Annotated in this window: 27 protein-coding genes; 15 read left to right on the top strand and 12 right to left on the bottom strand. The window is 60.8% G+C overall.

From position 1 onward, the window contains the following. Positions 1–186 precede the first annotated feature (186 nt). The 6 genes from C4J86_RS06710 to C4J86_RS06685 all read left to right on the top strand — a co-directional run bounded on the left by C4J86_RS06710 (position 187) and on the right by C4J86_RS06685 (position 5059). Positions 187–933, top strand: coding sequence for a HipA family kinase (locus C4J86_RS06710; protein WP_124369874.1), 747 nt, complete (start codon positions 187–189; stop codon positions 931–933). Continuing rightward, on the top strand, positions 930–1766 hold the full coding sequence (locus C4J86_RS06705; protein WP_124369873.1) for a DUF3037 domain-containing protein: 837 nt from the start codon (positions 930–932) through the stop codon (positions 1764–1766). Before C4J86_RS06710 ends, C4J86_RS06705 begins: the two co-directional genes overlap by 4 nt. 181 nt (positions 1767–1947) lie before the next feature. Beyond that, positions 1948–2310, top strand: coding sequence for an ArsC family reductase (locus C4J86_RS06700; protein ID WP_099583364.1), 363 nt, complete (start codon positions 1948–1950; stop codon positions 2308–2310). Between the two features lie 31 nt (positions 2311–2341). Then, positions 2342–3376, top strand: a complete 1035-nt coding sequence (gene dapD / locus C4J86_RS06695) for a 2,3,4,5-tetrahydropyridine-2,6-dicarboxylate N-succinyltransferase (RefSeq protein ID WP_124366109.1) — start codon at positions 2342–2344, stop codon at positions 3374–3376. A gap of 67 nt (positions 3377–3443) precedes the next feature. Beyond that, positions 3444–4649: an aminotransferase class V-fold PLP-dependent enzyme gene (locus C4J86_RS06690; RefSeq protein WP_124369872.1), complete on the top strand. Its 1206-nt coding sequence runs from the start codon at positions 3444–3446 to the stop codon at positions 4647–4649. Then, positions 4646–5059: a SufE family protein gene (locus C4J86_RS06685; protein WP_124369871.1), complete on the top strand. Its 414-nt coding sequence runs from the start codon at positions 4646–4648 to the stop codon at positions 5057–5059. The genes C4J86_RS06690 and C4J86_RS06685 overlap by 4 nt, the downstream gene beginning before the upstream one ends. A 32-nt stretch (positions 5060–5091) precedes the next feature. On the opposite strand, the gene tcdA is transcribed toward C4J86_RS06685, so the two are convergent. Further along, positions 5092–5901 (bottom strand): tRNA cyclic N6-threonylcarbamoyladenosine(37) synthase TcdA, encoded by an 810-nt coding sequence (gene tcdA, locus C4J86_RS06680; RefSeq protein ID WP_372237484.1) that lies wholly within the window; start codon positions 5899–5901, stop codon positions 5092–5094. A gap of 217 nt (positions 5902–6118) precedes the next feature. On the opposite strand from tcdA, the gene C4J86_RS06675 reads away from it, so the two are divergent. The 4 genes from C4J86_RS06675 (at position 6119) to C4J86_RS06660 (ending at position 11326) form a co-directional block, all read left to right on the top strand. Next, the gene (locus tag C4J86_RS06675) at positions 6119–8710 is read left to right on the top strand and encodes a glycosyltransferase (RefSeq protein ID WP_124361598.1); all 2592 of its coding nucleotides are present in this window, start codon (positions 6119–6121) and stop codon (positions 8708–8710) included. Positions 8711–8933: 223 nt separating this feature from the next. After that, positions 8934–10085, top strand: a complete 1152-nt coding sequence (gene dapE, locus C4J86_RS06670) for a succinyl-diaminopimelate desuccinylase (RefSeq protein WP_124369870.1) — start codon at positions 8934–8936, stop codon at positions 10083–10085. Next, positions 10085–10894 carry a putative RNA methyltransferase gene (locus tag C4J86_RS06665; protein WP_124369869.1) on the top strand — a complete coding sequence of 270 codons (810 nt, stop codon included), beginning with the start codon at positions 10085–10087 and terminating at the stop codon, positions 10892–10894. Before dapE ends, C4J86_RS06665 begins: the two co-directional genes overlap by 1 nt. Positions 10895–10948: 54 nt before the next feature. Continuing rightward, positions 10949–11326 carry a hypothetical protein gene (locus C4J86_RS06660; protein ID WP_065932867.1) on the top strand — a complete coding sequence of 126 codons (378 nt, stop codon included), beginning with the start codon at positions 10949–10951 and terminating at the stop codon, positions 11324–11326. A gap of 136 nt (positions 11327–11462) precedes the next feature. Here C4J86_RS06660 and C4J86_RS06655 read toward each other — a convergent pair whose 3' ends face one another. Then, a complete protein-coding gene (locus tag C4J86_RS06655) occupies positions 11463–11672 on the bottom strand; it encodes a cold-shock protein (RefSeq protein WP_124366102.1) in 210 nt (69 codons plus the stop codon). A 179-nt stretch (positions 11673–11851) separates the two neighbouring features. Between C4J86_RS06655 and plsB the strand changes: the two genes are divergently transcribed. The 3 genes from plsB to C4J86_RS06640 are packed head-to-tail and all read left to right on the top strand — an operon-like array spanning position 11852 to position 15522. Further along, positions 11852–14362, top strand: a complete 2511-nt coding sequence (gene plsB / locus C4J86_RS06650; protein WP_124369868.1) for a glycerol-3-phosphate 1-O-acyltransferase PlsB — start codon at positions 11852–11854, stop codon at positions 14360–14362. A 46-nt stretch (positions 14363–14408) separates the two neighbouring features. Beyond that, positions 14409–14810 carry a YbaY family lipoprotein gene (locus C4J86_RS06645; protein ID WP_124369867.1) on the top strand — a complete coding sequence of 134 codons (402 nt, stop codon included), beginning with the start codon at positions 14409–14411 and terminating at the stop codon, positions 14808–14810. 22 nt (positions 14811–14832) lie between these two features. Continuing rightward, positions 14833–15522 (top strand): DUF4197 domain-containing protein, encoded by a 690-nt coding sequence (locus tag C4J86_RS06640; RefSeq protein WP_124361593.1) that lies wholly within the window; start codon positions 14833–14835, stop codon positions 15520–15522. A gap of 61 nt (positions 15523–15583) precedes the next feature. Here C4J86_RS06640 and C4J86_RS06635 read toward each other — a convergent pair whose 3' ends face one another. From C4J86_RS06635 to C4J86_RS06625, 3 genes are all read right to left on the bottom strand, one after another. Continuing rightward, positions 15584–15808 (bottom strand): hypothetical protein, encoded by a 225-nt coding sequence (locus C4J86_RS06635; protein ID WP_124369866.1) that lies wholly within the window; start codon positions 15806–15808, stop codon positions 15584–15586. A 128-nt stretch (positions 15809–15936) separates the two neighbouring features. Continuing rightward, positions 15937–18996: an efflux RND transporter permease subunit gene (locus tag C4J86_RS06630; protein WP_124369865.1), complete on the bottom strand. Its 3060-nt coding sequence runs from the start codon at positions 18994–18996 to the stop codon at positions 15937–15939. Positions 18997–19002: 6 nt separating this feature from the next. After that, positions 19003–20103, bottom strand: coding sequence for an efflux RND transporter periplasmic adaptor subunit (locus C4J86_RS06625; protein ID WP_124369864.1), 1101 nt, complete (start codon positions 20101–20103; stop codon positions 19003–19005). A 93-nt stretch (positions 20104–20196) separates the two neighbouring features. Between C4J86_RS06625 and C4J86_RS06620 the strand changes: the two genes are divergently transcribed. Further along, a complete protein-coding gene (locus C4J86_RS06620) occupies positions 20197–20850 on the top strand; it encodes a TetR/AcrR family transcriptional regulator (protein ID WP_124369863.1) in 654 nt (217 codons plus the stop codon). A 38-nt stretch (positions 20851–20888) separates the two neighbouring features. Here C4J86_RS06620 and C4J86_RS06615 read toward each other — a convergent pair whose 3' ends face one another. Beyond that, positions 20889–21671 carry a class I SAM-dependent methyltransferase gene (locus C4J86_RS06615; RefSeq protein ID WP_124369862.1) on the bottom strand — a complete coding sequence of 261 codons (783 nt, stop codon included), beginning with the start codon at positions 21669–21671 and terminating at the stop codon, positions 20889–20891. 96 nt (positions 21672–21767) lie between these two features. On the opposite strand from C4J86_RS06615, the gene C4J86_RS06610 reads away from it, so the two are divergent. After that, positions 21768–22388 (top strand): energy transducer TonB, encoded by a 621-nt coding sequence (locus tag C4J86_RS06610; protein ID WP_124369861.1) that lies wholly within the window; start codon positions 21768–21770, stop codon positions 22386–22388. 3 nt (positions 22389–22391) lie between these two features. Here C4J86_RS06610 and C4J86_RS06605 read toward each other — a convergent pair whose 3' ends face one another. From C4J86_RS06605 to adk, 6 genes are all read right to left on the bottom strand, one after another. Next, the gene (locus tag C4J86_RS06605; RefSeq protein WP_124369860.1) at positions 22392–23072 is read right to left on the bottom strand and encodes an extensin family protein; all 681 of its coding nucleotides are present in this window, start codon (positions 23070–23072) and stop codon (positions 22392–22394) included. A 21-nt stretch (positions 23073–23093) separates the two neighbouring features. Next, the gene (locus C4J86_RS06600) at positions 23094–23921 is read right to left on the bottom strand and encodes an isocitrate lyase/phosphoenolpyruvate mutase family protein (protein WP_124369859.1); all 828 of its coding nucleotides are present in this window, start codon (positions 23919–23921) and stop codon (positions 23094–23096) included. Between the two features lie 26 nt (positions 23922–23947). Then, positions 23948–24808 carry a DUF72 domain-containing protein gene (locus C4J86_RS06595; protein WP_124369858.1) on the bottom strand — a complete coding sequence of 287 codons (861 nt, stop codon included), beginning with the start codon at positions 24806–24808 and terminating at the stop codon, positions 23948–23950. Beyond that, positions 24808–25098, bottom strand: a complete 291-nt coding sequence (locus C4J86_RS06590; RefSeq protein WP_124361584.1) for a hypothetical protein — start codon at positions 25096–25098, stop codon at positions 24808–24810. Before C4J86_RS06590 ends, C4J86_RS06595 begins: the two co-directional genes overlap by 1 nt. A gap of 160 nt (positions 25099–25258) precedes the next feature. Continuing rightward, a complete protein-coding gene (tsaB, locus tag C4J86_RS06585) occupies positions 25259–25945 on the bottom strand; it encodes a tRNA (adenosine(37)-N6)-threonylcarbamoyltransferase complex dimerization subunit type 1 TsaB (protein WP_124369857.1) in 687 nt (228 codons plus the stop codon). Positions 25946–26035: 90 nt separating this feature from the next. Then, the gene (adk, locus tag C4J86_RS06580; RefSeq protein ID WP_124369856.1) at positions 26036–26683 is read right to left on the bottom strand and encodes an adenylate kinase; all 648 of its coding nucleotides are present in this window, start codon (positions 26681–26683) and stop codon (positions 26036–26038) included. Positions 26684–26828: the final 145 nt, after the last annotated feature.

Below are 26828 nucleotides of genomic sequence, written 5' to 3'. Positions count from 1 at the left end.
AAGTGCCATATTACCCGGCTATGGTAACCGGCTATGCGGCGCACTGCCCTTTGCACAAACGTCGCACAGCGTTGACGAACGGCGCCGAAACGCGCTGGGCGTGGCATACTCAGCAATGCCTTGCTTAAAATAATGACTCCCACCATTCCGCCACACTTTAGCGCGGTGAAATCATCAGGAATGCCGATGCTGAAGCGCATTACCGCGAAGGAAATCATAAGGCAGAGCCATCAGGGCGTCTCTGTCCAGCCATTTCTGGTCAGGGCTGACGATGACCAAACCTATTTTGTAAAAGGGCTTTCCAGGGCGCTCGGCAATGGCCTGGTTTCGGAGGCATTGAGTGCCGAATTGGGCAAACACCTCGGTTTGCCCATTCCTCCGTGGAGAATAATGGACATTCCACAGCGCTTGATCGACTTTAGCGTGATGGACGGTGTAAGCGACCTAAGTGGTGGACCGGCATTCGCATCATTGCAGGTTGAAAATGCATCCGACTTCATGTGGGCCAACCTCAAGTCTCTACCCGCTGATTTGAAGAAAACGGTTCTACTTTTCGACTGGTGGATACTCAACGGCGATCGTGGCCTTGGAGAAATGGGTGGCAACGTCAACCTTATTCTTGATCCGAAAGGTGAGCTGGTCGTAATCGATCATAACGTAGCTTTTGATCCGCACCTCAGCTTGGATGAGTTCAGGAGGTACCATGTATTCAGAGACCAATTGGGCTCATTTGATGGGAATCTGCTCGCTCGTCTGGATTACCTTCCATTGCTTGACGCTGCCCTTGCAGACTGGGGTAGGATCATCTCCCTTCTACCGGATGAGTGGCTTTGTCGCGACCACGATTGCGATGACGAGTACGAACCAACCCTTCAGCAAAGGCTACAAATACTGGAAAGGTTCAAGGACGAGCAATTCTGGGGGCAATTATGAAATATATTTGTAACTACTCAATTCTTAGGTTCCTGCCTTACCCGGAAACCGGTGAGTTCGTGAACATCGGTATTGTGCTGCTCGCAAATACGGGCGAATTCAAATTCAAAGTCGCTGCAAAACGCCAACGTGTCACGCGTTTCTTCGAGACTCTTGAGCATAAGGTCTATCTCCGCGCCAAAGGTGAAGTCGAGGACGAGTTCAACCGTCTCGTGGGATTCTTCGCGAACCATAAAACTGAGACGACGTTACTGACGAGTACGTTCAAACACCTCATCCATCCACGGGAAACGATGATGCGTTTCAGCCAGCCTGGATCCATGGCGACCGATAATATCGGACAAGCGCTGGACGAATTGTTTGAGCATTATGTAAATCACAGCTTTGCCAGTAAGGAATATCAAGAGAAGGTCCTAGAGCGTCAGCTAGGCACTCTTTTGGCCTCGTCGAATCTCAAGCAACTTTATAAAGAGCAACGATTGGGTACAAATGACTACGATGTGAGATTCCCATTCGTCATGCTTGACGATCAAATTGCTGAGCAGGCAATCAAACCGATTTTCTTTGGTCAGTCTGAACCAGGAAAAATCCTTGAACATGGTGACGCATGGCTGTCGAAAGTTATGCGTCTGAACAAAGCCAATAAATTAGCCAAGGACACCTTATTCATTGCTGAGCCTCCGGCCCAGGGTAAACCAAAGCTATTTAAGGCTTACGAGGAAGTCACACTTGCACTTGCTGAGTTCGACGGTGTGAGGGTCATCAACGCACACATGACAAACTCGCAAAAGCTCCAAGAAATAAAACGCGGCGTCCCGGAGATGTCTCACTAAAAAATCGGCCATGGCCGGTTTTTTCCATCCGTGCCACAAGCCCAGTCACGCCTGCATGCACACAGTTTACGGTCGTTCCATCGTCACGACCGATCCGTAACAGTCAGTCGCGGCGCCAGGCGAATTGACGTGGCATAATCCGCGATCTTTCATTTTTCATTCGTCCAAAGGGGGCAATTCCTTGACCGCTTCAAGCAAAACCTTGCACCTTTTCGGCATCAAAGCCTGCGACACCATGAAAAAGGCGCGCACCTGGCTTGATGAGCACGCTGTGAGCTATGAGTTCCATGATTACAAAACGGCCGGTATCGACCGCGAACACTTGACCCAATGGTGCGACGAGCACGGTTGGCAGGTGGTTTTGAACCGTGCGGGCACCACCTTTCGCAAACTCGAAGACGAACGCAAAGCCGATCTCGATCAGTCGAAAGCCATTGAATTGATGCTCGCGCAACCCTCGATGATCAAGCGCCCGGTGCTCGATCTCGGTGACAGAACCCTGATTGGCTTCAAGCCAGATAGTTATTCGGCGGCCCTCAAGTAGGCCAGCCTTCCATTTTTGTAGAGGTAACAGCATGTCCAATTCCCTGTTCAGCCTGGGCTTCGGCGTCGGCACTCAGAACCGCCAAGGTGCTTGGCTGGAAGTGTTTTACGCACAGCCCTTGCTCAACCCGTCGGCTGACATCGTCGCGGCCATCGCGCCGATCCTTGGCTACACCGAAGGCAACCAGGCGATTACCTTCACCGTCACCCAGGCCCTGCAACTGGCCGATGCGCTCAAAGGCGTCGACGCCACCCAGGCCGCCCTGTTGAGCCGCCTGGCTGAAAGCCATACGCCGCTGGTTGCGACCTTGCTGGCCGAAGACGCCGCTCTGACCTCCACGCCTGAGGCCTACCTCAAGCTGCACCTGCTGTCCCACCGCCTGGTCAAGCCCCACGGCCTGAACCTGGCCGGCGTGTTCCCGCAACTGCCGAACGTGGCCTGGACCAGCCAGGGCGCCATCGACATCGCCGAACTGGCCGAACGCCAGTTGGAAGCACGCCTGCGCGGCGAGCTGCTGGAAGTGTTCTCGGTGGACAAATTCCCGAAAATGACCGACTACGTCGTACCGAGCGGTGTGCGTATCGCTGATGCCGCCCGCCTGCGCCTGGGCGCCTACGTGGGCGAAGGCACCACCGTCATGCACGAAGGTTTCGTCAACTTCAACGCCGGCACCGAAGGCCCGGGCATGATCGAAGGCCGCGTATCGGCTGGCGTGTTCGTCGGCAAGGGTTCCGACCTGGGCGGCGGCTGCTCGACCATGGGTACCCTGTCGGGCGGCGGCAACATCGTGATCAAGGTCGGCGAAGGCTGCCTGATCGGCGCCAATGCCGGTATCGGTATCCCGCTGGGCGACCGCAACACCGTGGAGTCCGGCCTGTACGTGACCGCCGGGACCAAAGTTGCCTTGCTGGACGAGAAGAACCAACTGGTCAAAGTGGTCAAGGCGCGTGAGCTGGCCGGCCAACCGGACCTGCTGTTCCGCCGCAACTCCGAGACCGGTGCCGTGGAGTGCAAAACCCACAAATCGGCCATCGAACTGAACGAAGCGCTGCACGCTCACAACTAAGCAGCCACTCGATGCCCCAGCGGGCCGCACCTTCGGGTGCGGCTCGCTTATACGAGTCTTGAACCCCATGCTTGTGCCCTCCCCCTGGCGTGCCGACTTTCCAGCCATCGCCACCCTGCAACGGCAAGACCAGACCTACCTGGACAACGCCGCCACCACGCAAAAGCCCCAAGCCCTGCTGGATGCAATCAGCCATTACTACGCCAATGGCGCAGCCAATGTGCACCGTGCCCAGCATTTGCCGGGTGCCCATGCGACCCAGGCGTTTGAAGACAGCCGCAGCAAGGTTGCGCAGTGGTTGAATGCGGGTGACAGCGGGCAGGTAGTGTTTACCCACGGCGCAACCTCTGCGCTGAACCTCCTGGCCTACGGCCTCGAGCACTTATTCGACGCGGGCGATGAGATTGCCATCAGCGCCCTGGAGCACCACGCCAACCTGTTGCCCTGGCAGCAACTGGCCAGACGTCGCGCACTGACGCTGGTGATACTACCCCTGGACGCTGACGGCGTGATCGACCTTGACGCCGCTGCCCGGCTGATCGGCCCGCGCACGCGGCTGTTGGCGGTCAGCCAGTTATCCAACGTACTCGGCACCTGGCAGCCGCTCGACGCCTTGCTCGGGCTGGCCCGCAGCCACGGCGCGCTGACGGTGATCGACGGTGCCCAAGGCATTGTCCATGGCCGCCACGACGTGCAGGCTCTGGGCTGCGACTTCTATGTATTTTCCAGTCACAAACTGTACGGCCCAGACGGGGTCGGCGTGCTCTACGGCCGCCACGAAGCCTTGCACCGCCTGCGCCACTGGCAGTTTGGCGGAGAAATGGTGCAACAGACGGACTACCACAGCGCCAGCTTCCGCCCTGCCCCCCTGGGTCTTGAGGCGGGAACGCCACCGATAGCCGGCGTGATCGGCCTGGGGGCGACCCTGGATTACCTGACTTCGCTGGATCCACAAACGGTGGTCAGGCATGAAGCGGCACTGCACGATTATTTGCTGCGCGGCTTAAAAGCGCGCAATGGCGTGCGCATACTCGGCGCGCCGCAAGTGGCGCTGGTCAGCTTTGTGGTCGAGGGCGTGCATAACGCCGACCTCGCGCACCTGCTGACCGAGCAGGGGATCGCCGTGCGTGCCGGTCATCACTGTGCGATGCCACTGCTCAAGATGCTGCAACTGTCGGGGGCGATTCGCGTGTCCCTCGCGCTGTACAACGACTCCGATGACCTGGAACGCTTCTTTGAAGCGCTGGACCAGGCGCTGGATATGCTGCGATGAGCTTGCCGGTGGATGCGGTGGCTGCGCTGGAAGCCTTTCAGTCAGTCGGCAGTTGGGAACAACGCGCCCGAATGCTGATGCAATGGGGTGAGCGCCTGCCCGCCTTGGCGGATGAGGATAAGGTCGATGCCAACCTCGTACAGGGCTGTGAGAGCCTGGTGTGGTTGGTGGGGCATTTGCACAATGGCCACTGGCAGTTTGCCGCCAGCAGCGAAGCGCGGATGATTCGGGGGTTGGTGGCGTTGTTGCTGGCGCGGGTGAATGGGTTGTCGGCGGCTGAGTTGCAGGCGGTGGACTTGCCCGACTGGTTCACTCAACTCGGGCTTTCCCGCCAACTATCGCCGTCACGCAGCAATGGCCTCAATGCAGTCTTGCAGCGCATGCGTTCCCTGAGCCGTACACAAAACTGAATGTGGGAGGGGGCAAGCCCCCTCCCACATTTTCAGGCAGGCTTGACCCGCTCCGACGGCCGGCGAACCCCGGCCACAATCTTGTCCACCGCCTTGGTCGCCGCCACCATGCCGAACGTAGCGGTCACCATCATTACCGCGCCAAACCCTCCCGCGCAGTCCAGCTTCACGCCGTCGCCGACAAAGCTCTTCTGCAAACAGATGCTGCCGTCCGGCTTGGGGTAGCGCAGCTGCTCGGTGGAAAACACGCAGGGCACGCTGTAATGGCGGGTCACCGTGCGTGAGAAACCATAGTCACGACGAAGGGTGGAGCGTACTTTCGAGGCCAGCGGGTCGTTGAAGGTGCGGTTCAGGTCGCACACCTGGATCAGCGTCGGGTCGATCTGCCCGCCAGCGCCACCGGTGGTGATGATCTGGATCTTGCGGCGTTTGCACCAGGCAATCAGCGCCGCCTTGGCGTTGACCGCGTCGATGCAATCGATCACGCAATCGATGTTCGGGGTGATGTACTCGGCCATGGTGTCGCGGGTAACGAAGTCCGCCACCGCATGCACGGTGCAATCCGGGTTGATACCGCGCAGGCGTTCGGCCATCACCTGGACCTTGGGTTTGCCCACGGTGCTGTCCAGCGCATGCAGCTGGCGGTTGCTGTTGCTGACGCAAACGTCATCCAGGTCAAACAGCGAAATCTCGCCCACCCCGCAACGGGCGATGGCTTCTGCCGCCCACGAGCCCACGCCGCCGACGCCGACGATCGCCACATGGGCCGCTTTCAAGCGTTCCAGCCCTTCAATGCCATACAAGCGGGCGACGCCTGCAAACCGCGGATCTTCTGTGCTCATGACCATTACCCTAAAAACCGGCGCGCATTATGGACTACGCCGCGACAAGTTCGAAGCTTCCAGCTACAAGTAAAGAACTTAGGTGAACATTCGCGGACTAACGTCCGGCTTTTCTCTGTCTGCTGTACGCTCAGGGAAAGGCCGGTGTAGGATGCGCGCCGTTCGGTGCAGGCCGACACCTCTTTTCGTTCCACACCCTTTGGAACCCGAAATAACCATGGCATCGCGTAAATTTGGACTCAACCTGGTGATCGTGCTGGCAATCGCCGCGCTGTTCACTGGCTTCTGGGCGCTGATCAACCGCCCGGTCACCGCTCCCAACTGGCCCGAACAGATCTCCGGGTTCTCTTACTCGCCGTTCCAGCAAGGCCAGTATCCTCAGAAAAACCAGTACCCGTCTGACGACCAGATGCGCCAGGACCTGGCGATCATGAGCAAGCTGACGGACAACATCCGTACCTACTCGGTCGACGGCACCCTGGGCGATATTCCCAAGCTGGCCGAAGAGTTCGGTCTGCGGGTGACACTGGGGATCTGGATCAGCCCGGACCTTGAGCGCAACGAACGCGAAATCCAGCGCGCCATCGAAATCGCCAACAGCTCGCGCAGCGTCGTGCGCGTGGTGGTCGGTAACGAAGCGTTGTTCCGTGAAGAAATCACCCCGCAGGACCTGATCGTGCTGCTGGACCGTGTGCGTGCAGCGGTCAAGGTTCCGGTGACGACTTCCGAGCAGTGGCACATTTGGGAAAAAAACCCGGAACTGGCCAAGCACGTCGACCTGATCGCCGCGCACATCCTGCCGTTTTGGGAATTTATCCCGATGGACAAGGCCGGCCAGTACGTACTCGACCGTGCACGGGACCTGAAGAAACTGTTCCCGAAAAAGCCGCTGCTGCTGTCGGAAATTGGCTGGCCGAGTAACGGACGCATGCGCGGCGGTAATGAAGCCTCACCTGCCGACCAGGCGGTTTACCTGCGCACGCTGGTGAACAAACTCAATCGCCAGGGCTACAACTACTTCGTGATCGAGGCGTTCGATCAGCCTTGGAAAGTCAGCGACGAAGGCTCGGCGGGCGCTTATTGGGGCGTATTCAACGCCGCGCGTCAGCAGAAATTCAACTTTGAAGGCCCGGTGGTCGCAATCCCGCAGTGGCGCGTGCTGGCCATCGGTTCGGTGGTGCTGGCGCTGCTGTCCCTGACCCTGCTGATGATCGACGGCTCGGCCCTGCGCCAGCGCGGTCGTACCTTCCTGACGTTTATCGCGTTCCTGTGCGGTTCGGTGCTGGTGTGGATCGGCTACGACTACAGCCAGCAATACAGCACCTGGTTCAGCGTGACCGTGGGCATTCTCCTGGCCCTCGGTGCCCTGGGTGTGTTTATCGTGCTGCTGACCGAAGCCCACGAACTGGCGGAAGCGGTGTGGACCCACAAACGCCGGCGTGAATTCCTGCCGGTCGAAGGGGAATCGGACTACCGTCCGAAAGTGTCGATCCATGTGCCGTGCTACAACGAGCCGCCGGAGATGGTCAAACAGACCCTCGACGCCCTGGCCGCACTCGACTACCCGGACTACGAAGTCCTGATCATCGACAACAACACCAAGGACCCGGCGGTATGGGAACCGGTGCGCGACTACTGCGAAACCCTGGGCCCGCGCTTCAAGTTCTTCCATGTCGCGCCCCTGGCCGGTTTCAAGGGTGGCGCGCTGAACTACCTGATCCCGCACACCGCCAAGGACGCCGAAGTGATCGCGGTGATCGACTCGGACTATTGCGTGTCGCCCAACTGGCTCAAGCACATGGTGCCGCACTTCGCCGACCCGAAAATCGCCGTAGTGCAGTCGCCCCAGGATTACCGCGACCAGAACGAAAGCACCTTCAAGAAGCTCTGCTACGCGGAATACAAAGGCTTCTTCCATATCGGCATGGTCACCCGCAACGACCGCGACGCGATCATCCAGCACGGCACCATGACCATGACCCGTCGCTCGGTGCTCGAAGAACTCGGCTGGGCCGACTGGTGCATCTGTGAAGACGCCGAACTGGGCCTGCGCGTGTTCGAAAAAGGCCTGTCGGCGGCGTATTACCACGACAGCTACGGCAAGGGCCTGATGCCCGACACCTTTATCGACTTCAAGAAACAGCGTTTCCGCTGGGCCTACGGTGCGATTCAGATCATCAAGCGCCACACCGCCAGCCTGCTGCGCGGCAAAGGCACCGAGCTGACCCGTGGCCAGCGCTATCACTTCCTCGCGGGCTGGCTGCCGTGGGTGGCCGATGGCATGAACATCTTCTTCACCGTGGGCGCGCTGCTGTGGTCGGCGGCGATGATCATCGTGCCGACCCGCGTCGATCCGCCGTTGCTGATTTTCGCGATCCCGCCGTTGGCGTTGTTCGTGTTCAAGGTGGGCAAGATCATCTTCCTCTACCGCCGTGCGGTCGGGGTGAACCTCAAGGATGCCTTCTGCGCGGCCCTGGCCGGCCTGGCGTTGTCGCACACCATCGCCAAAGCGGTGCTGTACGGCTTCTTCACCACCAGCATTCCGTTCTTTCGTACACCGAAAAACGCGGATAACCACGGCTTCTGGGTGGCGATTTCCGAAGCCCGCGAAGAAATGTTCATCATGCTGCTGTTGTGGGGCGCCGCCTTGGGGATTTACCTGGTGCAAGGCCTGCCGAGCAATGACATGCGCTTCTGGGTGGTGATGTTGCTGGTGCAGTCGCTGCCGTACTTGGCGGCGCTGATCATGGCGTTTTTGTCGTCGCTGCCGAAACCGGCGCCGAAGGCAGAGCCTGTCACCGCCGTGTAAAAACTTGCGCAATGCACTAAACGGCGGCCTCTGGCCGCCGTTTTGCTATAAGATAACGGCCGTTTTACACGCCTTGCACACATCACTGTAGGAGCGAGCTTGCTCGCGAAAATCGTTAACGATGAAGCGGGCACCCTGAATGCACGCGGAGCCCTTGCGTTTTTCGCGAGCAAGCTCGCTCCTACAATTAGAACGTCGCTGTCTCGATTTCCGGAGTTCTCCCATGACGGCCCATGCCGACCTTTCGCCGACCCTTCAACTCGCCATCGACCTGATCCGTCGCCCGTCGGTCACGCCGGTCGATGCCGATTGCCAGAAGCTGATGATGCAGCGCCTGGGCGACGCCGGTTTTGCGCTCGAGCCGATGCGCATCTTCGAGGTGGATAACTTCTGGGCCACCCATGGCAAACGCGAAGGCCCGGTGCTGTGCTTTGCCGGCCACACCGACGTGGTGCCGACCGGCCCGGTGCAGGCCTGGCAGAACGACCCGTTCGACGCGCTGATCGACGAACACGGCATGCTCTGCGGCCGTGGCGCGGCGGATATGAAAGGCAGCCTGGCGGCGATGCTGGTGGCGGCGGAGCGTTTCGTCGCCGACTACCCGGACCACAAAGGCTCGGTTGCCTTCCTGATTACCAGCGATGAAGAAGGCCCGGCGCACCATGGCACCAAGGCCGTGGTCGAGCGCCTGGCCGCACGCAATGAGCGCCTTGACTGGTGCATCGTCGGCGAGCCATCGAGCACGACACTGGTGGGCGATGTGGTCAAGAACGGCCGTCGTGGCTCCCTCGGCGCCACCCTGACCGTGCGCGGTGTACAGGGCCACGTGGCGTATCCGCACCTGGCGAAGAACCCGATCCATCTGGCCGCACCGGCATTGGCCGAACTCGCCGCCGAGCATTGGGATGACGGCAACACCTTCTTCCCACCGACCAGTTTCCAGATCTCCAACCTTAATTCCGGCACCGGCGCCACCAACGTCATTCCCGGCGACCTGACAGCGGTGTTCAACTTCCGTTTCTCCACCGAATCCACCGTGGAAGGGTTGCAGCAGCGGGTCGCAGCGATCCTGGATAAACACGGCCTGGACTGGCATGTGGACTGGGCGCTGTCGGGTCTGCCGTTCCTCACCGAGCCGGGCGCATTGCTCGACGCGGTATCGGCCAGCATCAAGGCGATCACCGGGCGTGAAACCAAGGCATCCACCAGTGGCGGTACCTCCGATGGCCGTTTCATTGCGACCCTGGGTACCCAGGTGGTCGAATTGGGCCCGGTGAATGCGACGATCCATCAGGTCAACGAGCGCGTCCTCGCCAGCGACCTCAATGTGTTGACCGAAATTTACTACCAGACCCTGATCAAGTTGCTCGCCTGATGCTTGCCTGCCCCCTTTGCAGCGCCCCGCTCACTGCGGTGGACAACGGTGTGGCGTGCCCCGCCGGGCACCGTTTCGACCGCGCGCGCCAGGGTTACCTGAACCTGTTGCCGGTGCAGCACAAGAACAGCCGCGACCCGGGCGATAACCTGGCGATGGTCGAGGCGCGCCGCGACTTCCTCAATGCCGGGCACTACGCCCCTGTGGCCAAGCGACTGGCGGAGCTGGCCGCCGAACGCGCGCCACAACGCTGGGTGGACATCGGCTGTGGCGAGGGCTACTACACCGCGCAAATCGCCGATGCCCTGCCCGACGCCGACGGCTACGCCCTGGATATTTCCAAGGAAGCGGTCAAGCGCGCGTGCAAGCGCAACCCGGCGCTGACCTGGTTGATCGCCAGCATGGCCCGCGTCCCATTGGCCGACGCCAGTTGCCAGTTTCTCGCCAGCGTGTTCAGCCCGCTGGACTGGCAGGAAGCCAAGCGCCTGCTCAGCCCTGGCGGCGGTTTGATGAAGGTTGGCCCCACCCGCGGCCACCTGATGGAGCTGCGCGAACGCTTGTACGACGAAGTGCGCGAATACACCGACGACAAACACCTGGCACTGGTGCCGGATGGCATGGGCCTGGCGCACAGTGAAACCCTTGAGTTCACACTGTGCCTGGCCGAGCCCGGGGACCGCGCCAACCTGCTGGCCATGACGCCTCACGGCTGGCGTGCGAGCGCCGAGCGCCGCAGCGAGGTGATCGAAGCCGCCGAGCCGCTGCAGGTGACCGTGTCGATGCGCTACGATTATTTCGTGCTTCAATAACCGACTTTTCAGCACCCGCGAATGGATTTTCGAATCCCGCAACGAGGAACATCCATGCGCCAACCCGATATTGAGATTTACCTGAAGGACGCCGACGTCGACTACAAGGCCATCGCCGCCTGGCTGGGCGCCGCTTTGGGCCCCTGCACCGACTGGGTCCAGAAGGGCCAGACCTACAAGTGCAAAGCCGGCAACGTGCCGGTGACCTGGCTGCCAAAAGCCGTCGGCAAATGGAACAGCCTGTACCTGGAAAGCGACCAGACGCCGTGGGACGACGACATCGCCTGCGCCCGCGCCGCGTTTGCCGCATTGAATGTTGAAGTGCGCTGCGCGCCAGGGACTTGGGTCGAGGAAGAGGGTGAGGAAAGCGCCGACCGCTGGATGCGCATCAGTGCCGATGGTGAAGAAGAAATCACCTGGAAAACCGCCTGATTCCGAGTTGCAAACCCAATCAAAAAAATGTGGGAGGGGGCTTGCTCCCGATAGCGGTGGATCAGTCGATTTATTCAGCGACTGACACTCAGCAATCGGGAGCAAGCCCCCTCCCACATGGGTTGCAGCGGTGGACTTACAGGCCCACCACATCCTCCGCCTGCAAGCCCTTATCGCCTGTCACCACGGCGTATTCCACCTGTTGGCCCTCGGCCAGCGAGCGGTGGCCGTCACCGCGAATAGCGCGGTAGTGCACGAACACATCCTTGCCGTCTTCACGCTGGATAAAGCCATAGCCCTTGGCGTCGTTGAACCACTTCACACTGCCGGTTTCGCGCGTTGTCATCTGTTCACTCCCACTGGTTTTTATTATTGAGTCGCTGGCGTTGAACTGCCGAGTATAAGACACGTTCAAAAACCATCAACCCAACTTTACATCGCCGCTTTTTTGCCGATTTTCGATGAATACGGCACACTACCCGCCCGAGCGCCTGCTCGGTTTTTTCCACTTGAAGCAGTTCGCCTATGACCCGCTCCCCGTTCCGTCGTCTGGTGTTTGGCACCTTGCGTCGACTGCTGTACCTCTGGGTTCGCTCGGAGACGATCAACCAGTCGTCCCTCACCCTTAACCTGGACCGCAGCCGGCCGGTGTTCTACGTCCTGCAATCGCCCTCCCTGACCGAATTGGCCGTGGTCGATACCGAGTGCACCAAGGCCGGCCTGCCGCGCCCGGTGCTGCCGGTTTCGGTAGGCCCGTTGATGGAACCCGCAGCGTTCTTTTACCTCACGCCGGACCCGGATTGGCTCGGCCGCCAGGACAAGCGCGGCACACCGCCCACCCTGACGCGCCTGGTCAACACCCTGACAGAACATGCCGAAGAGAATGCACAAATCATTCCGGTCAGCGTGTTCTGGGGCCAATCCCCCGAAAGTGAGTCCAGCCCCTGGAAACTGTTGTTCGCCGACAGCTGGGCGGTCACCGGGCGCTTGCGCCGGTTGTTGAGCATTCTGATCCTGGGTCGCAAGACCCGGGTGCAATTCTCCGCGCCCATCAACCTGCGTGAATTGATCGAGCACAATAAAGGGCACGAACGCACCGTGCGCATGGCCCAACGCATCCTGCGCGTGCACTTTCGTAACCTGAAGACCGCCGTGATCGGCCCCGACCTGTCCCACCGTCGCAACCTGGTGAAGGGCCTGGTCAATATGCCGCTGGTGCGCCAGGCCATTGCCGATGAAGCCGAGCGCGAGAAAATCTCGCCGGAAAAAGCCAAGGCCCTGGCCCTGCGCTATGGCAATGAAATCGCCTCGGACTACACCTACACGGCGATCCGCTTCCTGGAAGTGGTGCTGAGCTGGTTCTGGAACAAAATCTACGACGGCATCAAGGTCAATAACATCGAGGGTGTGCAACAGGTTGCCCAAGGCTACGAAGTGATCTACGTGCCTTGCCACCGCAGCCATATCGACTACCTGCTGCTGTCCTACCTGCTGTTCAAGAATGGCCTGACCCCGCCGCACATTGCCGCCGGCATTAACCTGAACATGCCCGTGATCGGCAGCCTGCTGCGCCGTGGCGGTGCGTTTTTCATGCGTCGCACCTTCAAGGGCAACCCGCTGTACACCTCGGTATTCAACGAATACCTGCACACCCTGTTCACCAAGGGTTTCCCGGTGGAGTACTTCGTCGAAGGCGGCCGTTCGCGCACCGGGCGCATGCTGCAGCCGAAAACCGGGATGCTGGCGATCACCTTGCGCAGTTTCCTGCGCTCTTCGCGCATGCCCATCGTGTTCGTGCCGGTGTATATCGGCTACGAACGGGTGCTGGAAGGCCGTACCTACCTGGGCGAGCTGCGCGGTGCGAGCAAGAAGAAAGAGTCGATTTTCGATATTTTCAAAGTGGCAGGCGCGCTCAAGCAGCGCTTCGGCCAGGTCGCGGTCAACTTCGGCGAGCCGATCAAGCTGGCGGAGTTTCTCGACCACGAGCAACCGGATTGGCGCTCCCAGGAACTGGGCCCGAACTACAAGCCGGCCTGGCTGAATGAAACCACCCACCGCCTCGGCGAGCAGGTGGCCCGCCATCTGAACGAAGCCGCTGCGGTGAACCCGGTGAACCTGGTGGCATTGGCGCTGCTGTCTACCACTCGCCTGGCGCTGGATGAGCAGGCCATGGCCCGCCAGTTGGACCTGTACCTGGCGCTGCTGCGCCGCGTGCCCTATTCACCGCATACCACCCTGCCGGAAGGCGACGGCCTGGCGCTGATCAAGCACGTCAAGGACATGAAGCTGCTGTCGGAACAGAGCGATGCCCTGGGCAAAATCGTCTATCTGGATGAGCAGAACGCCGTCCTGATGACCTATTACCGCAACAACGTGCTGCACATCTTCGCCCTGCCCGCGCTGCTGGCGAGCTTCTTCCAGAGCAGTTCGCGGATGAGCCGCGAACAGATCCTGCGCTACACCCATGCGCTCTATCCGTACCTGCAGTCGGAGCTGTTCATCCGCTGGTCTCTGGAGGAGCTGGATGCGGTGGTCGACCAATGGCTGGATGCGTTCGTCGAACAGGGCCTGCTGCGCTTCGAAAACAACGTGTACCTGCGCCCGGCGCCGAGTTCGCGGCATTTCGTGCTGCTGACGCTACTGTCCAAGAGCATCGCCCAGACCCTGCAACGCTTCTACATGGCGATCTCGCTGCTGCTCAACAGCGGCCAGAACAGCATCAGCGCCGAGGAGCTGGAAGACCTGTGCACGATCATGGCCCAGCGGCTGTCGATCCTGCATGGCCTCAATGCTCCGGAGTTCTTCGACAAGAGCCTTTTCCGACATTTCATCCAGACCTTGCTGGAGCAAGATGTGCTGCGCCGCGATGAAGCCGGCAAGCTGAGCTATCACGACCTGCTCGGCGAGCTGGCCGAAGGCGCGGCCAAACGTGTACTGCCGGCGGACATTCGCTTGTCGATCCGCCAAGTGGCGTTGCATCGCGTCGATGGCGCGGCCGAGCAGCCGGTGGAACCGGCGCAATCCCCACAAGATTGAACAAGGCGCCGGGCGGTTTCCGGCGCCGTTGATAAGGAGCTGCACCATGAAGAAGATCATCCTCCTGGGCCTCACGGCCCTGCTCGGAGCCTGCCAATCCATGTCTCCCACCCCCAAGGCCAGCCTCGACGGCGAAGTGTTCTACCTGCAACGCATCGCGCTGCCGCCCACCGCCACCTTGAGCGTCAGCCTGCAAGACGTGTCGCTGATGGACGCCCCGGCCGTGGTGCTCGCCGAACAGAAAGGCCCGATCAAAGGCCAGGTGCCGCTGCCGTTTCACTTAAATTATGACCCGGCGCAGGTCAAGCCGGGCCATAGCTACTCGGTCAGCGCTCGCATCGAGGTGGATGGCAAGCTACTGTTCATCACCACTGAACGGCACGCCGTACAGCTCAACGGCCAGGATCAACAGCCACTGCGCGTGCGCGTCGATGCTGCAGCCCACTGAATTCAACCACAAGGAAGCGCCCATGCTCCGTAACCCTCTTCGCCTCACGGCCCTGCTCACCGGCCTGCTGCTGGGAACCAGCGCCATGGCCCTGGACCTTGGCAGCCTGTCCCAGGGCGACGCCAGCGGCGGCCTCAAGGACGCCTTGACCCAAGGCGCACAGATCGCCGTGAAACAACTGGGCACGCCCGGTGGCTTCAGCAATAACCCCGACGTGAAGATCGGCTTGCCAGGCAAGCTGGGCAAGGTCGCTGACAAGTTGAAGATGTTCGGCATGGGCGATCAGGTCACCCAGCTCGAAACCAGCATGAACAAAGCGGCGGAAACCGCCGTTACCCAGGCTCAGCCGATTCTGGTCAATGCCGTGAAAAACATGAGTGTGACCGATGCCAAAGGCATCCTCAGTGGCGGCCAGGACTCAGCTACCCAGTACCTGAACAAGAGCAGTCGCGACCAAATCCGCGCCAAGTTCCTGCCCATCGTCAAGGCTGCCACCGACAAGGTCGGCGTGGCCCAGCAGTACAACGCACTCGCCGGCAAGGCCGCCGCGTTTGGCGCGGTGGACGCCAAAAGCGCCAATGTTGAAAACTACGTGACCGAACAGGCGCTGGACGGCTTGTTCAAGATGATCGCGCAGCAGGAAGAAACGATTCGCAAGAATCCGGCAGCTGCCGCCACCAGCCTTGCCAAGAAAGTATTCGGCGCCCTGTAGACAGTGTATGCACCCGAGCAGGCGGGGAAGATCACCTGCTCGGGAGCCGCTCACTGCACCGTCAAAACAGCTTGCCGGCCAGCCCGCCAAAGATCACCGCACCCAGCGGCATCACGCCTACGCCGAACTTGATCGAGCCACCACCACCGCCACCGATCTCGCAGGCGGGTTGGGGTTTGCACTTGTCATTACAGTCATTTGCAGGTGGCTTGGGTTTTGCGCAGTTACCGCCGCCGAAGCTGCTGCTGACAGAAACGCTCAACGATTTGCCGATGAAAAATCCCATTGGACACTCCTTGAATCATCAGATTTGAGATCCGGCCCGACGGCGTGAAATCCGTCGGACTGAATACCTGTAATCAGGTAGTCCATGAGTGGCGAAACCTTAAGAAACGTTCCTTGCGAAGATTCCAATCATTGCCGCTTGACCCTGAACCACGCGGCGTAAAGCGCCGGTAGAAACAGCAGCGTCAACGCCGTCGCCACAATCAACCCGCCCATGATTGCCACCGCCATCGGCCCGAAGAACACACTACGCGACAGTGGAATCATCGCCAGTACCGCAGCAAGTGCGGTCAGCACGATCGGCCGGAAGCGTCGGACCGTGGCTTCAATGATCGCCTGCCAGGGCGCCAGTCCTGCCTTGATGTCCTGTTCGATCTGGTCGACCAATATCACCGAGTTGCGCATGATCATCCCCGACAGGGCGATGGTGCCGAGCATCGCCACGAAACCAAACGGTTGACGAAACACCAGCAGGAACAGGGTGACGCCGATCAGGCCCAAGGGCGCAGTCAGAAACACCATCGCGGTGCGTGAGAAGCTGCGCAGTTGCAGCATCAGCAAGGTCAGCACCACCACGATAAACAACGGCACGCCGGCCTTCACCGAGTTCTGTCCGCGCGCAGAGTCTTCCACGGTGCCACCGACCTCCAGCAAATAGCCGTCAGGCAACTCGGCACGCACGCCTTCAAGGGTCGGCAGGATCTGCTGGACCAGCGTCGCCGGTTGTTCCTTGCCATAGATATCGGCGCGCACGGTCACCGTAGGCAAACGGTTACGGTGCCAGATGATGCCTTCCTCAAAGCCATACTCAAGGGTTGCAATCTGGGCCAAGGCCACACTTTTACCGTTGTCGGTGGGTACGGCCAGGCTGGGCAGCAGCGACAACTCAGTGCGTTCGTGAACGGTGCCGCGCAGGAGGATTTCGATCAACTCGTTATCCTCCCGGTACTGGCTGACGGTGCTGCCGGTCAGGGAGCTTTGCAGGAATTTCGACAGATTGGCGGTGCTCACGCCCAGTGCTCGGGCGCGGTCCTGGTCGATATTCAGGTAGACGATTTTGCTCGGCTCTTCCCAGTCCAGATGCACATTGACCACGTGGGTGTTCTCGCGCACCTTGGTCGCCACCTTGCGCGCCAGGGCGCGGACTTCTTCGATGTGCTCGCCGGTCACGCGAAACTGCACGGGGTAGCCCACCGGCGGGCCATTCTCCAGGCGAGTGACGCGTGAACGCAGTTCGGGAAACTGTTCATTCAGGGTTTCGATCAGCCAGGTGCGCAGGCTTTCGCGCTCTTCGATGGTGTTGGCCAGCACCACAAATTGCGCGAAGCTGGCCGCCGGCAGTTGCTGGTCGAGTGGCAGGTAGAAGCGCGGTGAACCGGTGCCCACGTAGGCCACGTAATTGCCGATGCCAGCGTGTTCCTTGAGCAAGGTTTCGAGGCGTTTGACCTGCTCGGCAGTGTTGCTCAGGGAGGCACCTTCGGCCAGTTTCAGGTCGACCATCAGTTCCAGGCGACCGGAGGCCGGGAAGAACTGTTGCGGCACGAAACGGAACAATGCAACCGAGCCGATAAACAACAGCAGCGTCAGGACGATCACCGTCTTGCGCCGACGTACGCACCACTCCACCAATCGTCTTACGCGCTGGTAGAACGGCGTGCCGTAAGGGTCAGGACCGTTGGTGCCGTGTTTGGCCGCATGAATCTTCGCCAGGTCCGGCAGGAGCTTTTCGCCCAGATATGGTACGAACACCACGGCGGCAACCCAGGACGCCAGCAAAGCGATGGTCACCACCTGAAAGATCGAGCGGGTGTATTCGCCAGTACTCGATTGCGCGGTAGCAATCGGCAGGAAGCCCGCCGCCGTGATCAAGGTACCGGTGAGCATCGGGAACGCGGTGCTGGTCCAGGCGAAACTCGCGGCCTTGAGCCGGTCGTAGCCCTGCTCCATTTTGATCGCCATCATTTCCACAGCGATGATTGCGTCATCCACCAGCAAACCCAAGGCCAATACCAGGGCGCCCAGGGAGATTTTGTGCAGGCCGATGCCGAGGTAGTACATGGCGGCGAAAGTCATCGCCAGTACCAACGGAATCGCCAACGCCACCACCATGCCGGTGCGCACGCCCAAGGAAAAGAAGCTCACCAGCAACACAATGGCCAGTGCTTCAGCCAGCACCTGGACGAATTCGCCGACACTGGTTTTCACCGCTGCCGGTTGATCGGAGACCTTGCGCAACTCCATGCCCGCCGGAAGATTCTTCTGCAATCGTGCGAATTCACGCTCCAGGGCCTTGCCCAGCACCAGAATGTCGCCGCCGTCACGCATGGCCACGGCCAGGCCGATGGCGTCGGCGCCCATGTAGCGCATGCGCGGTGCCGGTGGGTCATTGAAACCACGGTGAATATCGGCCACATCGCCGATGCGGAAGGTTCGCTCGCCCACCCGAATCGGAAAGTTGCGGATCTCTTCCACGCTCTTGAAGTTACCCGACACCCGCAACTGCACCCGTTCGGTCGGGGTTTCAAAGAAGCCTGCGGTGGAGACCGCGTTCTGCTCCTGCAGCGCCTGCTGCACAGCGGCCATTGGCAGGCCGAGGGTAGCGAGCTTGAGATTGGACAGCTCGATCCAGACCTTTTCGTCCTGCAGGCCAAGCAGCTCAACCTTGCCCACGTCCGGCACCCGTTGCAGCTGAATCTGGATGCGGTCGGCGTAGTCCTTGAGCACGGCGTAGTCGAAACCGTCGCCGGTCAAGGCGTAGATATTGCCGAACGTGGTGCCGAACTCATCGTTGAAAAACGGCCCCTGAATATCCGGCGGCAAGGTCTGGCGGATATCGCTGATCTTCTTGCGCACCTGGTACCACAGCTCGGGAATCTGCGCCGAGTGCATGGAATCACGAGCGATGAAGGTGACTTGGGATTCGCCGGGCCGCGAGAACGAGACAATGCGTTCGTACTCGCCAGTTTCCATCAGTTTTTTCTCGATGCGCTCGGTGACCTGGCGTGAAACTTCCTGGGCCGTGGCCCCAGGCCAGTTGGTCTTGATCACCATGGCCTTGAAGGTGAAGGGAGGGTCTTCGCTTTGCCCCAGCTTGGTGTAGGACAAAGTGCCGACCACCGCCAGCAGGATCATCAGGAACAGTACGATCTGGCGATTACGCAACGCCCACTCGGAAAGATTGAAACCCATCGGGGACTACTCCTTGGCCGCCAGATTCACCACACGGTTGGCGCGATCCACCGGGCGCACTTGCTGCCCCTCATGGAGCACATGCACACCCGCCGCAATCACCCAGTCGGTGGGCGCCAGGCCTTCGAGTACCGGCACGGTCTTCTCGCCAAACGCGCCGATGCGCACGGGTGTGCGCTTGAGGGTGTTGTCCGGCTGCACACGCCAGACGTACGACGCGCCGTTCTCCGCACTCAGGGCAGACAGCGGCACCGACAGTGGAATCACACCGTCGACCTGTATGAATACGCGGGCGCTCTGGCCGAGTTCCGCCGGGACTTTACCGCCCGTGAACGCCACCCGCGCAGCGAAGGTGCGCGACTTCGGGTCGGCGGCGGGCGACAGCTCGCGAATGCGCCCGGCAAACCGTTGATCCGGCTGGCTCCACAGCTCAACCGACACCGGCTGGCCGATCTTGAAACGGCCGAAGCCTTGCTCAGGCAGGCTGATCAACACTTCACGCTCGCCATCGGTGGCCAGGGTGAACACGGTTTGGCCAGCGGAAACGACCTGGCCGACTTCAACCGCGCGCCTGGCGACGACACCGTCCTGGGGCGCACGCAGCACCGCATAGCCGGCCTGGTTGCTGGACACGTCGAATTCAGCGCTGATCTGCTTGAGACGTGCCTCACCGGCTCGATAAAGATTTTCAGAATTGTCGTACTGGGACCGGCTAACCATCTGACGCTCCATCAGGGTCTTGTAGCGGTCACGCTCGGCGCGCACCAGGCTCAGGTTGGCTTGGGCAGCCGCCACTTGGGCACGGGAGGCTTCCAGTTGCAGGCGCACATCCTGGGGGTCGAGCTCTGCCAGGGGCTGGTTGGCCTTGACCCGCTCGCCCTCTTCCACCAGGCGCTTGCTGACTTTGCCACCGATGCGAAAGGCCAGATCCGGTTCATAGCGGGCGCGCACTTCACCTGGATAGCTGTCCATCGCCTGCGCCGAAGGCTGGGGTTGCACCACCATGGCCGGGCGAAGGATGGTTTGGACCGCGTCTTCGTGGCCGCAGGCGGCTAACAGGAAGACCAAGCTGACAGGCAACGCAAGGGGCAGGAAAGTGCTGCGCATGCTGTAGGACCTTTCGCAAATGAAGCTAGGAATAATTATACTGGCCGGTATGTTATTAATACCAAACTCACCAGTCCAGTATTAAAGGTGAAAATGTCCGACAATCCTATAAACACCAATAGCCCCGGGCGCCCCAAGGACATGGCAAAACGCCAGGCAATCCTCGACGCCGCCAAAGTTCTGTTTTTGGGCAATGGCTATGCCAGTACCAGCATGGACGCTGTGGCCCTTGAAGCGGGGGTGTCGAAACTGACCGTCTACAGCCACTTCACCGACAAAGAAACCTTGTTCACTGCCGCTGTCGTCGCCAAGTGCGAGGAACAATTGCCGGTGATGTATTTCGAACTGCCCGAAGCGATGCCGGTGCAAACGGTGCTGCTGAATATCGCGCGCGGGTTTCATCGGCTGATCAACAGCGAGGAGTCGGTGAACCTGCATCGCCTGATGATGACGACCGGCAATCAGGACGTGAAACTCTCGCAGATCTTCTTCGAAGCAGGGCCCATGCGCATGTTGCAGGGCATGGAGCGTCTGCTCAGTCGAATCGACGAGAGTGGCGCCCTGAGCATCGACAAACCCTTCAAGGCGGCCGAGCACTTCTTTTGCCTGCTCAAAGGCACGGCGAACTTCCGTCTGCTGTATGGCTGTGGCGGGCAATTGAGCGAGGCGGACGCCGAGGCGCATGTGCAGGAGGTGGTGGGGTTGTTTATGCGGGCATATGGGCGAGGGGCAGCGGCAAGTGGTTAGCTGCAAGCGCCAAGTTCAGCGCGCTTGCAGCTTAAAGCTCAGGGCTTGAGTGCTTTTTTAGGATAAATATCGTACCGACTGGATTTACCCTCCAGCGCATGGCTCGGCTTGGGCCCCTCAATGCACGGTGCCTTGCGCGGGCGCTTGACCACCACACGGTGGCTGGCCAGGGCCAACGCCGCTGCGAGCAAGGCCGGTGCGTCAGGGTCATCGCCGACCAGTGGCCGAAACAGACGCATTTCCTTCTTCACCAGGGCGGTTTTCTCACGATGCGGGAACATCGGGTCAAGGTAGATCACCTGCGGCGGCTCGCCTGCCCAATTGAGCATCACCTCGATGGAGTTGCCCTTGAGCAGCTGCATCCGCGCCACGATCGGCGCCACTTCAAAATCCTCTGCAGCGCGTGCCAGGCCATCTTCAAGCAAGGCGCCGATCAACGGCTGGCGCTCGACCAGGCTCATCTCGCAGCCCAGGCTGGCCAGCACGAAGGCATCCTTGCCCAGGCCCGCCGTGGCGTCGAGCACGCGCGGGCGAACGCCTTGGGCGATGCCCACGGCCTTGGCGATCATCTGCCCGCTGCCGCCGCCGTACAGCCGCCGGTGCGCTGCGCCGCCTTCGATAAAGTCGACCCGCACCGGCCCTGGCGCGTCAGGCCCGAGCTGTTGCAACTGCAGGCCTTGTTCCCCGACTTGCAGGGAAAAATCCGCATCATCGAGTTGCACAGGCAAGCCAAGCAGCGCCGCCCACTGCTCGGCGCGGGCCTGGAATCCTTCGGCCAAAGCCTCGACCCGAATGCGGCTGGCCGCTGGTTGTTCGCTCATCAATCGCTACGCTCAAAAATATTAAGGATCGGCAAACACCGGCCGATAAAAACAACAGTCAGGTATTTTGCCAGAGCTGAGCGTCGACCGAAAAAAATGTCAGACATTCTTCCCCTAACTATCGGTGTACTGCCGACCCACAACCACTACGGCCTGCGCAATACTCAAGCGCTGGCCGGGGTGAGCCATGTGTGGCAGGACTTCTTCGCCCGCGCCCTGGCCGAGCAGCTCGGTGCCACGCCGGGCGCGCTGGCCGCCACGGCGACTGCACCGAAAGACCCGGCGGTGGAACCCAGCGAAGGCGCCGACCTGCTCGCGCAGATCCTCACCCAGCGCGAGTGCGACGTAAAAGACACCGTGATCGCCCCGCCTGAGCCGCTGTTCCTGCCGATTGCCGAACTCGAGACCGAGTTGCTGCCACCCGCAGCGCCGCCATTTCCTGATGAAGACATCATCGCCCAGCAACGCCAACAGAATTTCGAAAGCGGCTGGGTACGCCCGATTGTGCTGAATGCGGGTCAACCCGTCGCTGAGCCGGGCCCGGCGCCGCAACCCCGCCCGCTGCACTTGCCGATTGCCGAGTTCGAGCTGGACTTGTTGCCACCAGCCGCGACGCCGTTCACCGAACAGGATCTGGCAGAACAACAGAAGGCCCTGGATTTTGACTACCACTGGGCACGCCCGCTGATCGCCAACAACCTGCGCCTGGCCGCCTGACGCTTAGCGACACATCCACCAGCGGCCCATATCCAGATGGAAGTGGTTACGGTGCGCGGCGTTATAGTCGGGGCTCAACACCCCATTGAAAGCGTGACACGCGCCGTCACGCACCTGACGTAAAAATCGCGCGTCAGCGCCCTGCCCCGGCCAGTCCTTGAGCACACTGATACGGCGCCCATCAGCCAGGCGAAACCCGGCGATATCCAATGCATTGGCCGACGCGTGCTGGCTGAGTCGGCCTTCGGCGCGGTTGTAGACATTGCGACAGGCAAAACTGCCCAGGTGATCGACCCGCGTCACCGCTTGGCCGTATATCGCCTGAGCCGCCGGTTGCAGGCTGTGGCGCTCGAACAGGGCAAACGCTACCGCCAGTGGGCAACTGGCCAGGAAGCTGCTGCTCAAGCCAACCTCTGCGCCCTGTACCCTCAACGTGCTGCGCAGGGGGCAAGCGGCGTCGGCGCGCGAGTCGGCCTGATGGCTCACCCGCAACCCCGAGGTTGTCAGCACCTGGTCGCACAGCGCGGGATCATCCTGCAGCCGCCCCAGTTTGTAGCGCGTCAACAGGTTCGGACTGACGCGCACATCCAGCGGCGCCCATGGGTTCCATTCATGGGGCAACGGCACCCAGCCGCGCCATACGCCCACGGCCAGCGCGCCGCCGAGCACCAGCAACGCGCCCATCCACCTGATCGACCGCACCGCTTAGCCTTTGAAGAATCGATTGGCCTGGTCGAACGGCATCTTGCGCTCGGTAAAGGTAAAGGTGCCCAATCCGTAGATTTCCTGCGCCGCCCGATAAAACTCGCCATAGGCCGCCAGGGCCAGGGCCGAGCCCACGCTGATGCGCCGCACGCCCAGTTCGTTCAACTGCGCGACGCTGAGGTTCAGGCCACCGGACATCAATACATTCACCGGCTTGGGCGCGACGGCCTTGACCACCGCCAACACCTCTTCGGCACTGCGCAGGCCCGGCGCATACAGCACATCGGCGCCCGCTTCGGCGTAGGCTTGCAGGCGGCGAATGGTGTCGGGCAAGTCCGGGCGACCGTGCAGAAAGTTTTCTGCACGAGCCGTCAGCGTGAAGGGAAACCCCAGGCTGCGGGCGGCGGCAACGGCAGCCTCGACGCGCTCGACGGCGAGGTCGAAGGGGTAGATCGGATTGACGGCAACCCCGGTGGCATCTTCGATGGAGCCGCCGACGATACCGGTGGCGGCAGCGCGCAGGATGGTCTGGGCACAGCCTTCGGGGGTGTCGCTGAAGCCGTTTTCCAAGTCAGCGGCGACTGGCAGCGAAGTCGCCCGAACAATGGCTCCGGCATTGCCCAGGGTGTCTTCCAGCGACAGCGCGCCTTCCGCATCCGGCCGTCCCAGGCTGAACGCAAAGCCCGCGCTGGTGGTGGCCAACGCTTCGAAGCCCAGGCTGGCAAGCATAATGGCGGAGCCGGCGTCCCACGGATTGGGCATGACAAAGGCACGGTCGCGCTCGTGCAAGGCTTTGAAGGTTTCGGCGCGAAGGGTTTGGGCATCCATGACTGACTCCTGGCGGGAAAGAAGCCCTAGAGTAACCCCAGTTGCTCTGCGACGGGTTCTCGATGCAAGGTCGGCAGCGGCGCGAGCCCTGGCAAACGCTTCATCAACTGGTCGTGGAAACGCAAGGCCAATTGCGCGGCGAGGCGGTTGTCCGAGGTGTGCAGGAACATATAGGGGGTACGCCCCTCTTCGATCCAGCTGGCGATTTTTTCGACCCAGGGCTTCAGGAACGGGTCGTTGGCTTCCAGCTCGGGATGCCCGATAAAGCGCACTTGGGGAAACAGAGTCAGCGCCGCCGGGCGCGGAGGCACCCTGGGCTTTTTCGATTGGGCATGCAGGACAGCCGCCGAGGTGGAGGTACAACTGAACAGCGCGCGCGGATCGAGGCAGACGCGTTCGACACCGCGATCGCGCAGCAGGCGGTTCAGCCTACGCTCGGCCTCGCCTTTGGCGAAGAACTCTTCGTGGCGAACTTCAACGGCCAGTGGGCGATCGATGCCATCGAGGAATCCGGCCAGCTCACCGAGGCGCTGCGGGGTAAAAGCCTTCGATAGTTGTAGCCACAGCGGCGAAACGCGCTCGCCCAAGGGGCTCATCAAGCCGACGAAGCTTTCCGCCGCCGGCAACTGCTCGCGCAAGTCACCGGCATGGCTGATATCACCCGGGAATTTGGCGGTGAAGCGAAAGTGCTCGGGCATGATCTCGGCCCAGCGCTGCACCGTGGCGACCGAGGGGCGCGCATAAAACGTGGTGTTGCCCTCAACCGCGTTGAAGACTTGGGAATAGAATGCAAGGTAATCATTGGCGCGTGCATCGGCGGGATACAGATATTCTCGCCAGGCGTTTTCACTCCAGGACGGGCAGCCGATGTAGTAAGGCAGACGCATCAGATGTGGATATCGAGACCCAGCACTTCCATATCCCATTCGACAAAGCCGGCGGTGGTCAGGTAGCTGGCCAGGGCAGTTGCAACGCTTTTGCTCATGGAGCGGGGGAAGACCATGTCTTGCTGACGGGCGGGAAGACCGCTGATGCGGGCTTGGGTGCTGGGCTGCGCGTCGGAGTGGACTTCAATGAAGTCTGGCGAGTCCTCGACGGAGTCGTCCACAGTAACGTTAGCCTTACGCGGCTTACGTTTGATTGGGTACGACTGTGAGGAAAAGCCATCAATACGCATAGGCGCGAACTCGCTATCGGTAATGGCATTTTAGTGGCGCGATCCGTAGCGCGCAAATGCTCTGGTGATAACTAGAACACATAATTTGAAAAAGGTTTAAAACCCGGTGCAAATTCTGACGATTGGCGATATTTGCCGCAGATTTACCGCAATTCTGGCGTCAAATAATCCCTCGCTCTGCCTTGGTCTGTGCGACTTTATCGCGCAGGTAGACCGGCGCCGCCAGATCCGCCGCAATCGCCTCGCCGCGCTCGAAAGCAAAGCGTGCGAGGGTCAGCAGGTCTTCGGCATGGGGCAGCATCGCAGCGTCCTGATTCGCCAGCTGCACCCCCATACGCTCGCCATAGCCCCAGCCAGTCCCGGCACCGAACCAGTCGCCGCTGGCATCATCGGGCAGTACCGATGACTCCGGCGCTTGCACGGCTTCCACGCCAACCAGGCGCATTTCACCGGCACTCTCGCGGTAGCAGCCCCAATAGACTTCGTCCATGCGCGCATCAATCGCCGCCGCCACTTGCGTGGCGCCATGCTCACGCAGCGCACGTTGGGCCAGTACCGCGAGGTTGGAGACCGGCAATACCGGACGCTCCAACGCAAACGCCAGGCCCTGCACCACGCCAATGGCAATCCGCACGCCGGTAAACGCGCCGGGGCCACGGCCGAACGCGATGGCATCCACGGCGGCCAGGCTGGTTCCGGCGTCTTCCAGCAATTGCTTGATCATGGGCAGCAGCTTCTGCGCGTGCAGCCGCGGGATCACCTCGTAGTGGCTCGTTACCTTGCCGTCGTGCAGCAAGGCCACGGAGCAAGCTTCAGTCGCGGTGTCCAGGGCCAGCAGGGTGCTCATGGGTGTGGGTGTCCAAGTCGAAAAAAAGTGCGCCAGTATAAACAACAACGGCCCGCAAGCGGGCCGTTGTGAATGCAGCCGATCAACGCATCAGCTCAGTGCTTGCAGCACCTTGGCAGTGATCGCTTCCACGGAGCCGACGCCAGGAATATGGCTGTATTTAGGCTTGCCCTGTGCAGCGGACAGCTTCTGGTAGAAATCCACCAGCGGCTTGGTCTGGGAATGGTAGACCGACAGGCGATGACGCACGGTTTCTTCGGTGTCGTCTTTGCGCTGCACCAGGTCTTCACCGGTGACATCGTCCTTGCCGGCCACTTTCGGCGGGTTGTAGACGATGTGGTACACGCGGCCCGAACCTTCGTGAACGCGGCGACCGGCGATACGCTGGACGATTTCTTCGTCTTCAACCGCGATCTCGACCACCGCGTCCAACTCGACGCCCGCTTTCACCAGGGCTTCAGCCTGGGGAATGGTGCGCGGGAAGCCGTCGAACAGGAAACCGTTCTTGCAGTCTTCCTGGCTGATGCGTTCCTTGACCAGGTTGATGATCAGGTCATCCGAGACCAGGCCGCCGCTGTCCATCACGCTCTTGGCGATCAGGCCCAGCTCGGTGCCGGCCTTGACGGCCGCGCGCAGCATGTCGCCGGTGGAGATTTGTGGAATGCCGAATTTTTCAGTGATGAACTTTGCCTGAGTACCTTTACCGGCCCCGGGAGCTCCCAGCAGAATGACGCGCATCGATGTGCTCCTCAATTTTTTATAGAGATGACGCTCGGATTCGCCGCGTGGGGCCAATCTCGTAAAAATGTGGTTCCAGGCCGATCAAACGGCCAAAGGCTGATCAAGATACACAGCAGGCCCTTACCACACAAGCCGCCAAAAG

Origin of the sequence: Pseudomonas sp. R2-7-07, from assembly GCF_003852355.1 — a bacterium.
Taxonomy (GTDB): Bacteria; Pseudomonadota; Gammaproteobacteria; order Pseudomonadales; family Pseudomonadaceae; genus Aquipseudomonas.
This window is presented reverse-complemented; position numbering and strand designations above follow the sequence as displayed.